Genomic DNA, 13,141 nt, shown 5'->3' with positions numbered 1-13,141 from the left:
GCAGGAGAGAAAGCCCGCCAGGTGCGGGCTTTTTCTTTTTCCGGCTGCGGTAGTTCGGATGGTCCGCCTTGCGGCCGAAGCTCAGTCGACGACCACGTTGAAGATGCCTTCGGCCTTGTCGAACAGGCCGAAGAAACGCGCCAGGTCGATACGGCTGCCGCTTGTCCTCAGGTCGTCGCTCAGCAAGGTGTCGCCGACGCTGCCGGTGTTCGTCATCATCTTGATGAAGATGTCGTGCGTCAGCTCCAGCGTGGCGTTCGCATCGGGCGCGGCTTCGGCCTTGCGGTGATGCAGGACCGAGTTCTCGATCCACAGCACATAGGTTTCCTTGAGGTCCGAGAACACCAGATTGATCTTGTAGCTCTTGTCTTCTGCTGACTCCGTATTGAGCGATGCGGCCATCGCATCGAGGAAGCGTTCGATCGGCGTCTGCATCAGCACGTCGAGGAAATTGGCGCGGCTGACGCCCTTGGTCGGCGGGCCGTTGCGCAGTTCCGCGGCGGCGGTGAGGTAGCTGTTGCGCCAGGTGGCGGACTCGGCCATGTAACCCATCTGCTCGTAGGTGCGGGCGAGCAGCGTCTTGGCGGCCGAGTTGCCCGCGTCCGCGAACACGACGTGATTCAGCAGTTCCGCGGCCCAGCGATAGTCGCCTTCGTCGAAGGATTTCTGCGCAGTCGCGATGGCCTGATCGGCGCCGCCCATCAGCGCGACGTAGCGCTTGGCGACGACTGCCGGTGGCAGCGCATTGAGACGCGCGGGGTTGCCGTCGTAGTTGCCGAGGTAGAACTGATACACCGCCTTGACGTTGTGGCGGATGTCTCCGTAATAGCCGCGCACGCCGAAGTAGCTCGCCAGCGATTTCGGCAGCTTCACCGTTTCGGCGATTTCGTTCGGCGTGTAGCCGGCGTTCATCAGTCGCACGGTCTGGTCGTGGATGTAGCGATACATGTCGCGCTGCTTGCTGATGAACTCGGCGACATTTTCCGTGCCCCACACCGGCCAGTTGTGCGAGGCGAAGTAGACTTCGGTGTCCGCGTTCTGCTCGACGGCTTCATCGAGGTGGCGGCTCCAGCTCAGCGAATCGCGCACCTTGGCGCCACGGATCGGCAGCAGGTTGTGCATCGTCTGCGCGAGAATCTCGGCACCGCAGTAAGCCTTCATGTCCGGCAGATTGAAGCTCAGTTCAGCGGGTGCTTCGGTGTTCGGCACGTTGTGGAAGACCAGACGCAGGCCGTCGACAATGCGTTCTTCCGTCGGCTGCGTGATGTGATCGTTCGGCGCGATGACGCCGAAACTGCCGTAGGCGACGTTCTTGCCGAGGCCGGCGTCGACGAAGCCGGTGGGGGAGCGTTCGAGGTTCTTGCCGAACTGGAAGCCGGAGCGGCGGCCCATGGCGATGCCGACCATGACGTTCTCGCTGGTCGCCTCTTCCATGAATCCTTCGGGCGCGATGATGGGCACCTTGCGCGCGGCGGCTTCCTCTTTGCTCAGCACGCCAAGCACGCCGCCGAAATGGTCGACATGGCTGTGCGTATAGATGATGGCCGACACCGGCTTGTCACCCAGATGTTCGCGGGCGAACGCGATGGCGGCTGTAGAGACTTCACGCGCGGTCAGCGGGTCAACGACGATCCAGCCGGTCTTGCCATCGATCAGCGTCATGTTGGAGATGTCGAAGCCGCGCAGCTGATGGATGCCGTCCATGACCTTGTACAGACCCGCCTGCTTGTTCAGCAGTGCGTGGCGCCAGAGGCTGGGATTGACGGTGGCCGGCGCATCGCCCTGTAGGAAATCGAAGCCCGCGAAATCCACCAGCACCTGGCCGTCCGCGCCGAGAATCTGGCCGGTGGGCTTGGCGATCAGGCCGCGAGATGCATTCTCGAAGTCGCGCTGGTCGGCGAGGTTGAGCGTGCTCGCCATGTCCGCGTTGGCCCGCTGTGTGGCGGGTTGGGCCTCGCTTGCAGCACCGCCGACGCCCTCGGAGGACTTGCCGCAGCCGGAAATCAGCGCCGCCAGCAGGCACAGGCCGTAGAGCTTGTTCATGGTGTTCTCCTCGCACATTCTTATCGTTGGACATTCCTGCCAGGTGCCTGATCATGGCACTGACGCCGGCCTCGGCGATCTTAGGCGATGTCGAAACCGGCTCGCGCCACTCGACTACAGGTGTCAGTACCCCCATTGTAGAAAACAGGAGACAACCCATGACCGGCACCGTTCGTTTGCACCGCGTTATCCGCACCACACCCGCCAAGCTGTACCGCGCCTTCCTCGACCCGGAAGCCATGGTCAAGTGGCTGCCGCCGCATGGCTTCACCGGCAAGGTTCACAGCATCGATGCCAGGGTGGGCGGCGGTTACAAGATGTCGTTTACCAACTTCGGCACCGGCAACGGGCAGTCCTTCGGCGGCACTTATCTGGAACTCGTGCCCGGCGAGCTGTTGCGCTACAACGACCAGTTCGATGATCCGAACATGCCCGGTCAGATGGAGGTGACGGTGAAGCTCAAGGCCGTGGCCTGCGGCACCGAACTGGACATCGTTCAGTCCGGCATTCCGGACGCGATCCCCGTCGAGTTCTGCTATCTCGGCTGGCAGGAGTCCCTGACGATGCTGGCCGCGCTGGTCGAGCCGGATATCCCGGACGGCGCCTGAGCGGCCGCTGCGCTCCCGACGACAAGACGGGGCGGCATGCCGTCGGGCTCGAGTTTGGGCCTTGGGGGCGATTCCGGTATCATGCGCGCCCTGTTTTGAGCGGGTCGTTAGCTCAGTCGGTAGAGCAGCTGGCTTTTAACCAGTTGGTCGATGGTTCAAGTCCATCACGACCCACCAGAACAGCATGCGGTGCCCCGGTCGGGGAGTAGCTCAGCTTGGTAGAGCATCTGCTTTGGGAGCAGAGGGCCGCAGGTTCGAATCCTGTCTCCCCGACCACTTCACCCATGGCAACGGTTCAGCGCCGCCGGACATTCCGGTAGCGCCGCAGTCCTTTCGATTCCCCCTGCGCCCGGCCAGCCCATCGCCAGCTAGTAGCGCTCCTGATCATTCGGAGCCTGACGATGAAGCTGTTGAAGTTGCTGCCCGCGGCAGCTGTTTGCCTCGCATTTCTCCACTACGCGCCGATCGCGGCGGCCGAATCCGGCACCAACTCCGGCGCTGTGTCCGCGCCGGTCGACGTGGCGGTCGCGCCTGCCAAGGCGACTGTGATGGAACCGATCGTCGTCACCGGCGAGTCTGCGCCGTATACCGCCGGCGACAGTGGCGCGGCGACTGGCCTGGCGCTCTCGGTGCGCGAGACGCCGCAGTCGGTCACCGTGATTACGCGCGAGCGGATCGAGGACCAGAACCTGCAGTCGCTGCGCGACGTGTTGGACAACACGCCGGGTGTGTACTCGTACGCTTACGACTCTGAGCGCGTGGTGTTCTCGTCGCGCGGATTCACGATCGACAGCGTGCTGTATGACGGCGTGCCCGCGACAACCAACTTCAACACCGACTCGGCGGACGAGACGCTCGACGCCGCGCTGTACGAGCGCATCGAGATCGTGCGCGGCGCGACCGGTTTGATGACGGGCGCCGGCAGCCCCTCGGCGTCGGTGAATCTGGTGCGCAAGCATGCCGACAGCCGTACCTTCACTGCCAGCACCGACGTGACTTTTGGCTCCTGGAACGATCAGCGTCTGGTGATCGATGCTTCGACGCCGCTGACCGGCAGCGGCAATGTGCGCGCGCGCGTGGTGGGCGTCTACCAGGATCGCGAGTCGTATCAGAATCTTTACGGGAACAAGAAGCTGGTGTTCTACGGGGTGATCGACGCTGACCTCTCGGCGAACACGGCCCTGACGCTGGGCTACGACTATCAGGACAATAACGCGGACAGCAACACCTGGGGCTCGTTTCCGCTGTTCCTGGCCGACGGCACGCTGGCCAACTTCAATCGCAGCGTCACGACGGCCACCGACTGGAGTTTCTGGGACAAGACCAAGCAGACCGGCTTTGCCGAGCTGCGCCACCGCTTCGAGAACGGTTGGGCGCTGAGCTCGACGCTCAGCTATCGCACGCTGAAGGAAGACCTGGACCTGTTCTACGTGTACGGCTTCCCCGATCCGGTCGATGGCACGGGTCTCGAGCCTTACGAAAATCGCGGCAATGGCGACGTCAAGCAAAGCGCTCTGGACCTACATGCCTCGGGGCCTTTCGAGTTCCTGGGTCGCGAGCATGAGCTGTTGCTGGGCTACAACGGCTCGCGCGTCGACATTACGAGCGATGAGTTCGCCATCGAAGGGGAATTGCCGCCGGTCGGCAACTTCTTCGAGTGGGATGGTTCGTATCCACAGCCGGTCCATCTGCCAGGTGTGCAGATCGCCGATATCGAGAACACACAGCAGGGCATCTACGCCGCTGCGCGCTTTGTGTTGGCTGATTCGCTGAAGTTCATTGCGGGTGCGCGTTACAGCACCTACAAGTCCGACTACTTCTATGTCTATTCGGGCACATTCAATCAGGATCAGAGCAAGACCACTCCGTATGCGGGTCTGATCTACGACATCAGCGCGGACTGGTCGGCTTTTGCCAGCTATACCTCGATCTTCAATCCGCAGAACGCACGCTACGAGGATGGCAGCTATCTCGATCCGATCGAAGGCAAGAGCGCAGAAATCGGCATCAAGGGCGAGCACTTCGACGGCCGCCTGAACACATCGTTGACCTTGTTCGACACGCGGCAGGACAACGTTGCCGCGGCAGCCTTCGATCCGGAATCCGGCGACGCGATCTATGTGATCGGCACCGGCGACGACGACGAGGACCGCAGGCTCCAGGCGTCCGTGGCCATCGACGGAACTCAGTCGCGCGGTTTTGAGCTGGAGGCTTCAGGTTCGCCGGTGGCGGGCTGGAATCTGTCGCTGGGCTATTCGCACTACCTGCTGGAAGATGGTGATGGCAACGCGATCCGGATCTGGACACCGCGCACGTTGATCAAGGCTTTCACGACTTGGACGCCGCAGGGCGTATTGAGCAACTTGACCGTAGGTGGCGGCGTGAACTGGCAGTCGCGCGGCACAGCCTCAGTCGAGGCACCCGAAGGCTATACGGACTTTCAGCAGGGCAGCATTGCCTTGCTGAACCTGATGGCGCGTTGGAAATTCACGCCGGCGCTGTCGGTGCAGCTCAACGGTGAAAACCTGCTCGATCGCAAGTACTACGTACTCGACGAGTACAGCAATCTGTACTTTGGCGAGCCTGCAAACGGCGCCATCAGCGTCAGCTATCAATTCTGATCGCCGACAAGCTGGAGCGGGGCCAGTAAAGACAGGTCCTGCTCCAGCGGCTTTCAGATCCGCGCTGCGATGATCGGCTGGCTGCGGCCTGGAGCCTGAACGATCTGTACCGGAATGCCGTAGGTGGTTTCGATGTTCTTCGCCGTCAACACCTCGGTCGCTGTGCCGCTCGCGACGGCGCGACCTTCGCTCAGCAAGGTCACTTGATCTGCATAGCTCATGGCCAGGTTCAGGTCATGGACGATGACGATCACGGCGACTCCCGTTGCCGCGAAGGTCTTGATCCACTGCAGGCAGCGATGCTGATGGGCAATGTCGAGGCTCGCCGTCGGTTCGTCGAGCAGCAGGATACGGGAGCCCTGTTCTGCCGGCTCCCAGATCTGGCACAGCACGCGCGCCAGTTGCACACGTGCGCGCTCGCCGCCGGATAGATCGGTGTAATGCCGGTCTCGCAGGGTCCAGACGTCGGTTGCGTGCAGAGCCTGTTCGACAATCTCCGATTCACGCGCTGCCGTCTGTTGGTCGCTTGGCATGCGGCCAAGACGGACGACTTCCTCGGCGCTGAACGCGAAGCTCAGCAGATCGCGTTGCGGCAGCACGGCGCGGATGCGCGCGCGCTGGCGCAGGTTCAGTGCGTTCAAATCCTGGGCGTTGTAGTGCACGGTGCCGCCGTGCGCCGCGCGCTCGCCGGACAGCAGGCTCAGCAGCGTGGACTTGCCGGCGCCATTCGGGCCGACGATGCAATGGATCTTCCCGGCGTCGGCCTGCAGAGACACGCCATCGACCAGCGCACGACCGTGCCGTCGATACAGCAGGTTATTTGCCGAAAGACTCATGACAGCGCCGTGCTGCGGCCGAAGCGCAGCAGCATCAGCATGAAGAACGGACCGCCGATCAGCGCGGTCAGAATGCCGATCGGCAACTCCGCCGGCAGGAACAGCGTGCGCGCAGCGGTATCGGCGAGCACCAGCAGCAACGCGCCGAGCAGTGCGGAGCAGGGCAGCAGCATGCGGTGGTCGGGGCCGTTCCAGAGCCGGATCAGATGCGGCACGACAAGGCCGACGAATCCGATGATGCCACCCAGCGCGACGCCGGTGGCAACGGCAAGCACGATCAGCAGGCTCAGGCGGCGCTTCAGCGCTTCAACGTCCACGCCCAGATGCTGGGCTTCCGCTTCGCCGAGCAGCAATGCATTCAGCGAACGGGCATGCAGGGGAATCAGCACGAGTGGGATCAGCAGCAGCGGTAGTCCGATCAGCAGTTCCGCATAGCCGCTGCGGCCGAGCGAGCCGAACATCCAGACCGTGACCGAGCGCAGCGCGAAGTCGTTGGCGACATACGACAGGAAGCTGATACCGGCGCCAGCGATCGCGTTGAGCGCCAGACCCGCGAGCAGCATCGTCGCGATGCGCGTTCGCCCGTCGACGAGGCTCACGCGCAGCACGATCCATGCGGCGAGTGCGCCGCCGACAAAGCTGGCCAGGGGTAGTGCGATGGCGCGCGGCAGCAGCGCATCGATGCCGAGCACCATGACCAGGCTCGCCGACAAGCCGGCGCCAGCGGAGACGCCGATCAGGCCCGGATCCGCGAGCGGATTGCGCAGCAGCCCCTGCATCGCGGCGCCGGCCAACGCGAGCGTGGCGCCGATCATGATGGCCAGCAGGACGCGCGGCAGGCGCAACTCGAGCACGGCGGTACGCTCGTGGTCGCCGATGGCGCCGTCGAGTCCGGTCGGCAGGCCGAGGATGCCGAAGACCTTGGCGGCCGAAACCGGCAGCGCGCCGGAGCACAGCGCCGCCAGTGCCGCGGCGACCAGCGCGATCAGCAGGCACGCGAGCAGCAGCGGGCGCTGCGCGGCGCGGCGCTTCGGCGGGGGAATAGGGGCCTCGCGCGGGCTCATGCAAGATGCAGATTCAGCGTTGTCAGTGATCCGGGCGTGCAGGGTAGCGGATCATCCGGCCGAGGTGGGCAGGTCAAAAAAGTGCCCCGCAACATGCGGGGGCATGTTGCGGGGCGGATCCGCTTCTCGCGCAGGGGGCTGCAGCGCGAATGGGAGTGAAGCAGCTGGCTCTACTTGTTCAGGATCAGGCGATCGTTGCGCGTGCGGAGCAGGCGGTACTCTTCGCCACGGTGTTCGATGACGATTTCGCGGGTGCCGCGCAGCAGGTCGTCGCTACGGACGCGGACGACGCTCGAGGCGCGCGAAGACAGGCTCGACTGGGTTGCGGCAGATGGCAGGTGCAGGTCCGACATGGGGAAGCTCCGGCTGGGGTTGGCCAGACAAATGATAAGCATTCCCATTTGCATGTCAAGTCTTATTTCGGATGCCGACAAAGGCTGCTGGATGTTGGGTTATCGGGGGTGCATTTCGCAGGGATGACCGCCTGGGCGCTGGGGCCGGCTGCGCCATGAAACTACGCGCTGATATACTGTTTGGCTGGCGCGAAAGTGGCGGAATTGGTAGACGCACTGGTTTTAGGTACCAGCGCCGCAAGGCGTGAGAGTTCGAGTCTCTCCTTTCGCACCAAGTGCCCAGCACATAAAGAATTTTCGATTCGATAACAGAGCCTAGCAAATGGAAGTTAATGTTGAGTCGCCGGGCGGCCTGCGCCGGCAGATGCGTGTACGTGTCCCCGCCGATCAGGTTGCCAAGGCGGTTGCCGATCGCCTGCAGCGTTACGCCACGCGCGCCAAGCTGCCGGGCTTCCGTCCGGGCAAGGCGCCGAAGAAGGTCATCGAACAGCAGTTCGGCGATTCCGCGCGCATGGACGCGATCTCGGACATCGTGCAGCAGACCTATCCGCAGGCGCTGTCGAAGGCCGGCGTGAATCCGGCGGGTCAGCCGCAGATCGACATCACGACCGAAAAGGCCGGCGAGCCGCTGGAATACGTCGCCAATTTCGAGGTGTATCCGGAGATCACGCTGGCGCCGCTGTCGACGCTGAAGATCGAAAAGCCGGTGGTCGAGGTCAACGAGTCCGACGTCGACAAGCTGATCGAAAACCTGCGCAAGGCCAAGCGTGAGTACGTCGAAGTCAGCCGCGCCGCCGCCAGCGGCGATCGCGTCAAGGTTGATTTCCTCGGCAAGCTCGATGGCGAAGCCTTTGCCGGCGGCGAAGGCAAGGATGTCAGCTTCGAGATCGGTGCAAGCCAGTTCCTGCCCGACCTTGAAAACGGCGTCGTGGGCCACACTGCAGGTGAGACGTTCACTGTTGATGTCGCTTTCCCGGCGGACTATCGCGCCGAGAACCTGGCCGGCAAGACCGCCCAGTTCGAATTGACGCTCAAGCTGGTCGAAGGCGCGACGCTGCCGGAGATCGACGAAGAGTTCCTCAAGGCGCACAGCGTTGAAGCGGGCGCAGGTCTTGCAGGGCTGCGTGACAAGTGCCGCGGCGCGTTGTCGAAGGAACGCGACAAGGCTGTGCAGTCGCGTCTGAAGGTGCAGGTGCTGGATCAGCTGTTGGCCGCGAATCCGATCGAAGTCCCGGAAGCGCTGGTTGCCCAGGAGATTCCGCGCCTGCGTCAGGAAGCCGCCGGTCGCATGAACATGGCGAAGGTGGATGCCGAGAAGTTGAAGGAGTTGCTGCCGGATGCAGCGTTCCAGGATTCCGCAAAGAAGCGCGTGAGCCTGGGCCTGCTGCTCAGCGAAGTGATCAAGTCGCAGAGCCTGAAGCTGGACCCGGCACGTATCGAAACGCAGCTTGATCTGATTGCGATGGATTACGAGCAGCCGGATCAGGTCAAGCAGTTCTACCGCTCGCGTCAGGATCTGATGCAGGGTCTGAGCGCGATGGTGATGGAAGATCAAGTCGTCGATGCGCTGACGACCGCTGGCACGGTTTCGGAGACGAAACTGAGCCTGGACGATCTGATGAACCCGAAGGCCGCCGCTTAAGCTGCGCGCCAGAGCGGAAAACCCCGGCGCGGTCCGGCCGGGGTTGCTTCAAGAATGAGGTAGAAAGTCGTGTGGTTCCCGCCGGTGTTGCCGGCCACTCAGCTCCCGAATGAGCAATGACTGACATCCAGACTCGCGCACAACACCTGGTTCCGATGGTCGTCGAGCAGACTGCTCGCGGCGAGCGTGCTTTCGACATCTACTCGCGCCTGCTCAAGGAGCGGGTGATTTTCATCGTCGGCGGGATCGACGATCACGTGGCAAACCTGGTTGTTGCGCAGCTGCTGTTCCTAGAGTCTGAGAATCCGGACAAGGACATTCACCTCTACATCAACTCGCCGGGCGGCGTGATCACGTCGGGCTTGTCGATCTACGACACGATGAAGTTCATCAAGCCGGATGTCAGCACGATGTGCCTCGGCCAAGCTGCCAGCATGGGCGCGTTCCTGCTCGGTGCCGGCACCAAGGGCAAACGTTTCATCTTGCCGAATTCGCGCGTGATGATTCACCAGCCTTCGGGCGGTGCGCAGGGGCAGGCGACGGATATCGAAATCCAGGCACGCGAGATCCTGTATCTGCGTGAGCGCCTGAACAGGCTGATGTCGGAACATACCGGTCAGCCGATCGAAAAGGTCGCGCGCGACGTCGAGCGCGATATGTTCATGAATGCTGAACAGGCCGTGGAATACGGGATTGTTGATCAGATTCTGAGCAGCCGGATACCGGCCAAGGCCTAAACGGCTGCCTTCTGGCGCCGTTCAGCTGAAAATTTGCAGGAAAATGACACTGTGCTATACAGATGTCGCCGGGTGGAATTGCCCGGTTGAGGAAGGACGATGACGAGCGAGACACGCAGCGGTTCACAGAACGGACGGGTGCTGTATTGCTCTTTCTGCGGAAAGAGCGAGCATGAAGTGCGCAAGCTGATTGCCGGCCCTTCGGTTTATATCTGCGACGAATGCGTTGATCTCTGCAACGACATCATCCGCGAAGAAGTCCACGCCAAGCCGCAGATCAAGGGCCTGCCCAAGCCGCAGGAGATCCGCGCGGTGCTCGATGAGTATGTCATCGGTCAGGACACGGCGAAGAAAATCCTGTCGGTCGCGGTCTACAACCATTACAAGCGCCTGTCGCAGAAAGGTTCTGCCGACGGCGTGGAGCTGTCCAAGGCGAACATTCTGCTGATCGGCCCCACCGGTTCGGGCAAGACACTGCTCGCCGAGACGCTCGCGCGCCTGCTCGATGTGCCGTTCGCGATCGCCGATGCGACGACGCTGACGGAAGCCGGCTACGTCGGCGAAGACGTCGAGAACATCATCGCGCGCCTGCTGCAGAAGTGCGATTACGATGTCGAGAAGGCGCAGCGCGGTATCGTCTACATCGACGAGATCGACAAGATTTCGCGCAAGTCGGAAAACCCGAGCATCACCCGCGATGTGTCTGGTGAAGGCGTGCAGCAGGCGCTGCTGAAGCTGATCGAAGGTACGATCGCCAGCGTGCCGCCGCAGGGGGGCCGCAAGCATCCGCAGCAGGAGTTCCTGCAAGTCAACACGGCGAGCATCCTGTTCATCTGCGGCGGCGCGTTCGCCGGTCTCGACAAGGTGATCCAGGCGCGCACCGAGCGCACCGGCATCGGCTTCTCGGCCGCGGTGAAGTCGGAGAAGGACAGCCGCCGTGCCTCGGAATTGCTTGCGCAGGCGGAGCCGGACGATCTGATCCGCTTCGGCATGATTCCGGAATTCATTGGCCGTCTGCCGGTTGCCGCGGTGCTCGACGAACTCGATGAGGCCGCGCTGATGGCGATCCTCAAGGAACCGAAGAACGCGCTGGTCAAGCAGTACGGCAAGCTGTTCAACATGGAAGGCGTGCAGCTGGAGTTCCGCGAGGAAGCCCTGCTGCATATCGCCAAGCGGGCCAAGGATCGCAAGACCGGCGCGCGCGGCCTGCGCACGATCATGGAAAACCTGCTGCTGGATGTCATGTACGACCTGCCGTCGATGCAGAACGTCAGCAAGGTGGTCGTCGATGACGCCGTGGTTCGTGGCGAGGCCAAGCCGTTCATCGTCTATGAGAACGCCGACGCCAAGCTCGCGGCAAAAAGCACGGCGGCCTGATCAGGCTCACGCAACAAAAAAGCCCGGCTGATCGCCGGGCTTTTTTGTTGCGTGTCAGCAGGACTCAGAACGGCATTCGTTGCTGCGGTGCCTGCCAGGCCTGGTCGAGCATTTCGAGCGCAGCCTTGATGCGATCGGCCGGCATGCCGGCGTCGGCCAGATCCTTGCCCATCGCGGCAACCAGATCCTGCCATTCCTGCGGCGGCGGCACTTCCTGATCCGACATCGAGAGCTGCGTGAGCATCTCTTCCATGCGCTCCATGCCGGCGCGCCAATGCACGTTGTCCGCGCCATGCTGCAGCAATCCCTTGACGAGGATCGGGCCCCAGTTGGTGTTGAGGAACTTCAGCGCCGACTCCGGCACGTCGCGACCGAAGGTGCGCAGCTCAAGCTCGCGGATGACCAGGCGCTTGGCCTCGTGAATCACCGTCTCGGTGCGCTGGCGTGCCTGCTGCTTCTGCAGATTGAAGAACGAATTGATCTGCTCTTCGTTGATCGGCTGCGCGTTGAGCATGGCCTCGCGGACGAAGTCCGGCGCCAGATCGAACTGGACCAGCACCTGCTGCAGCGTTTCCGCCATCTGCCGGGCTTCGACCGTGCCGGTGACGCGCGAGGTTGCCGCCTTGAGCATCAGGTCGTTGACCAGGCTGCGCAGAGGGTGCGTCACCGCGGTGAACAGCGTGGAGTCGGCGAGTGCCGATTTCAGCAGCGGGAAGCGAACAGATTCGTGCTGCGGACCGAGGCCGCTGCCCGAAACCAGAGGATCGGCAATCACCTCATTGAGGAACTTGCCGGCCAGCGAAATGCGCTGTAGAGGAATCCAGCGTTGTTCAAGCTGGATGTCGACCCCCGACAAGGGTTCCTGTGTCTGCAGCGTCAACAGATCGCTCGCCAGTGCGCGGTCGGAATAGGGCTCGCCCGGCTTGGCCGGTGTTGATGCCACCGACACCAGCATCGAATTGGTCTTGGGGTCGAGCGGCTCGACGGCCACCTTGCGTCGCGCATAGCCCGCGCCCGACGGTTCTGCCGGACCTGCTTCGCCACGCAGTGTGGCGGCGCGTGCCGTTTCCCGGGCCAGCAGGGAGGCCGCCTCCGCCGCGCGGACTTCGATATCGCTCAGGGCGGAAATCAGACGCTGATACAGCCGCGGCAGTTCCGGAAACACCAGCTCGTCGAACTTGCCGAACAGCACGCGAATATGCGCGCTGGCGCACTTCATCTCGCTGGCGGTGTCCTGCAGGGCGCGGCACAGGCCGGCCGGCGCCAGCGCGCCGGTGCGCACCGGGAAATAGACCGTGCGGCGGATGCTGTCCAGGCGCGTGCTCAGTTCAAGCACCAGTTCCGAGAACTGGGCTTCGGCGCGCAGCTCGATGCGGGTCAGCATCAACTCGTCGCCGGCCGAGTGCGACTTGTCTTCTTCGATCTGCTTGGAGGCGTTGACCGAGCCGATCAGATTGGCGTCTACGCGCCGGATCAAGCCGGAGATCCAGCGTTCGGGTTGTGCTTCGACCAACTTCGCCAGTTCGCCGCCATAGCGCTGATCGGCCACTGTCTGAGTGGCCACACTCTGGCGCAGCGTATCCGGCAGCTTGCGAATGAAACTGCCGAACACATCGACCATTGCAAGGCCGACGGTGCGACGCAGTGCGTCGACTGCAGGGCGTCCTACGCTCTGACTGAGCGCGCTGTCCGCCAGAACCTCGCTGGGATTGGGAGGCGGTTTGAGCTGGGGTGTTTCCGACGGGGTACTCATCGCGATCGTGCCTGCCTGTACCCGGACATTCCTTGTCGCATTCAGTACCCCTGGACCTGTACGCGCCCGACGAATCGTCGAACCCCCTGCGTCATCCAGAGATTACG

The 13,141-nt window shown here is 62.9% G+C and carries 10 protein-coding genes and 3 tRNA genes; 8 read left to right on the top strand and 5 right to left on the bottom strand.

All coding sequences use genetic code 11. The annotated features are described in order from the left end of the window. Positions 1-81 precede the first annotated feature (81 nt). Positions 82-2,043 (bottom strand): alkyl/aryl-sulfatase, encoded by a 1,962-nt coding sequence (locus AC3WUF_RS13690; protein ID WP_492426466.1) that lies wholly within the window; start codon positions 2,041-2,043, stop codon positions 82-84. Positions 2,044-2,201: 158 nt separating this feature from the next. On the opposite strand from AC3WUF_RS13690, the gene AC3WUF_RS13685 reads away from it, so the two are divergent. From AC3WUF_RS13685 to AC3WUF_RS13670, 4 genes are all read left to right on the top strand, one after another. Continuing rightward, positions 2,202-2,651 carry an SRPBCC family protein gene (locus tag AC3WUF_RS13685; RefSeq protein WP_492426464.1) on the top strand — a complete coding sequence of 150 codons (450 nt, stop codon included), beginning with the start codon at positions 2,202-2,204 and terminating at the stop codon, positions 2,649-2,651. Positions 2,652-2,752: 101 nt separating this feature from the next. Continuing rightward, positions 2,753-2,828: transfer RNA gene (locus AC3WUF_RS13680), tRNA-Lys, on the top strand. A gap of 22 nt (positions 2,829-2,850) precedes the next feature. Beyond that, positions 2,851-2,927 (top strand) — tRNA-Pro (locus tag AC3WUF_RS13675). A gap of 125 nt (positions 2,928-3,052) precedes the next feature. After that, positions 3,053-5,272 (top strand): TonB-dependent siderophore receptor, encoded by a 2,220-nt coding sequence (locus tag AC3WUF_RS13670; RefSeq protein WP_492426462.1) that lies wholly within the window; start codon positions 3,053-3,055, stop codon positions 5,270-5,272. Positions 5,273-5,325: 53 nt separating this feature from the next. On the opposite strand, the gene AC3WUF_RS13665 is transcribed toward AC3WUF_RS13670, so the two are convergent. The 3 genes from AC3WUF_RS13665 to hemP form a co-directional block, all read right to left on the bottom strand. Further along, positions 5,326-6,108 carry a heme ABC transporter ATP-binding protein gene (locus AC3WUF_RS13665; protein ID WP_492426460.1) on the bottom strand — a complete coding sequence of 261 codons (783 nt, stop codon included), beginning with the start codon at positions 6,106-6,108 and terminating at the stop codon, positions 5,326-5,328. Next, positions 6,105-7,172 (bottom strand): FecCD family ABC transporter permease, encoded by a 1,068-nt coding sequence (locus AC3WUF_RS13660; protein ID WP_492426458.1) that lies wholly within the window; start codon positions 7,170-7,172, stop codon positions 6,105-6,107. The genes AC3WUF_RS13665 and AC3WUF_RS13660 overlap by 4 nt, the downstream gene beginning before the upstream one ends. 170 nt (positions 7,173-7,342) lie before the next feature. Beyond that, on the bottom strand, positions 7,343-7,525 hold the full coding sequence (gene hemP, locus AC3WUF_RS13655) for a hemin uptake protein HemP (protein WP_492426456.1): 183 nt from the start codon (positions 7,523-7,525) through the stop codon (positions 7,343-7,345). 189 nt (positions 7,526-7,714) lie between these two features. Between hemP and AC3WUF_RS13650 the strand changes: the two genes are divergently transcribed. From AC3WUF_RS13650 to clpX, 4 genes are all read left to right on the top strand, one after another. Further along, a tRNA-Leu gene (locus AC3WUF_RS13650) sits at positions 7,715-7,799 on the top strand. A gap of 48 nt (positions 7,800-7,847) precedes the next feature. Next, positions 7,848-9,167 carry a trigger factor gene (tig, locus tag AC3WUF_RS13645; protein ID WP_492426454.1) on the top strand — a complete coding sequence of 440 codons (1,320 nt, stop codon included), beginning with the start codon at positions 7,848-7,850 and terminating at the stop codon, positions 9,165-9,167. Positions 9,168-9,283: 116 nt separating this feature from the next. Beyond that, positions 9,284-9,904: an ATP-dependent Clp endopeptidase proteolytic subunit ClpP gene (gene clpP / locus AC3WUF_RS13640; protein ID WP_492426452.1), complete on the top strand. Its 621-nt coding sequence runs from the start codon at positions 9,284-9,286 to the stop codon at positions 9,902-9,904. 99 nt (positions 9,905-10,003) lie between these two features. Then, entirely contained in the window at positions 10,004-11,281 is a 1,278-nt protein-coding gene (clpX, locus tag AC3WUF_RS13635) for an ATP-dependent Clp protease ATP-binding subunit ClpX (RefSeq protein ID WP_492426451.1), read from the top strand. A 64-nt stretch (positions 11,282-11,345) separates the two neighbouring features. Here clpX and AC3WUF_RS13630 read toward each other — a convergent pair whose 3' ends face one another. Continuing rightward, positions 11,346-13,034 carry a DUF1631 family protein gene (locus AC3WUF_RS13630; RefSeq protein ID WP_492426449.1) on the bottom strand — a complete coding sequence of 563 codons (1,689 nt, stop codon included), beginning with the start codon at positions 13,032-13,034 and terminating at the stop codon, positions 11,346-11,348. Positions 13,035-13,141 lie beyond the last annotated feature (107 nt).

Source organism: Fontimonas sp. FW305-C-3 (assembly GCF_058783185.1).
This window is presented reverse-complemented; position numbering and strand designations above follow the sequence as displayed.

Bases quoted from the DNA above. Each gene is read 5' to 3' on its own strand.
- clpX (WP_492426451.1), top strand. From the start codon at position 10,004: ATGACGAGCGAGACACGCAGCGGTTCACAGAACGGACGGGTGCTGTAT.
- tig (WP_492426454.1), top strand. From the start codon at position 7,848: ATGGAAGTTAATGTTGAGTCGCCGGGCGGCCTGCGCCGGCAGATGCGT.
- AC3WUF_RS13665 (WP_492426460.1), bottom strand. From the start codon at position 6,108: ATGAGTCTTTCGGCAAATAACCTGCTGTATCGACGGCACGGTCGTGCG.
- AC3WUF_RS13670 (WP_492426462.1), top strand. From the start codon at position 3,053: ATGAAGCTGTTGAAGTTGCTGCCCGCGGCAGCTGTTTGCCTCGCATTT.
- AC3WUF_RS13660 (WP_492426458.1), bottom strand. From the start codon at position 7,172: ATGAGCCCGCGCGAGGCCCCTATTCCCCCGCCGAAGCGCCGCGCCGCG.
- AC3WUF_RS13630 (WP_492426449.1), bottom strand. From the start codon at position 13,034: ATGAGTACCCCGTCGGAAACACCCCAGCTCAAACCGCCTCCCAATCCC.
- clpP (WP_492426452.1), top strand. From the start codon at position 9,284: ATGACTGACATCCAGACTCGCGCACAACACCTGGTTCCGATGGTCGTC.
- AC3WUF_RS13685 (WP_492426464.1), top strand. From the start codon at position 2,202: ATGACCGGCACCGTTCGTTTGCACCGCGTTATCCGCACCACACCCGCC.
- AC3WUF_RS13690 (WP_492426466.1), bottom strand. From the start codon at position 2,043: ATGAACAAGCTCTACGGCCTGTGCCTGCTGGCGGCGCTGATTTCCGGC.
- hemP (WP_492426456.1), bottom strand. From the start codon at position 7,525: ATGTCGGACCTGCACCTGCCATCTGCCGCAACCCAGTCGAGCCTGTCT.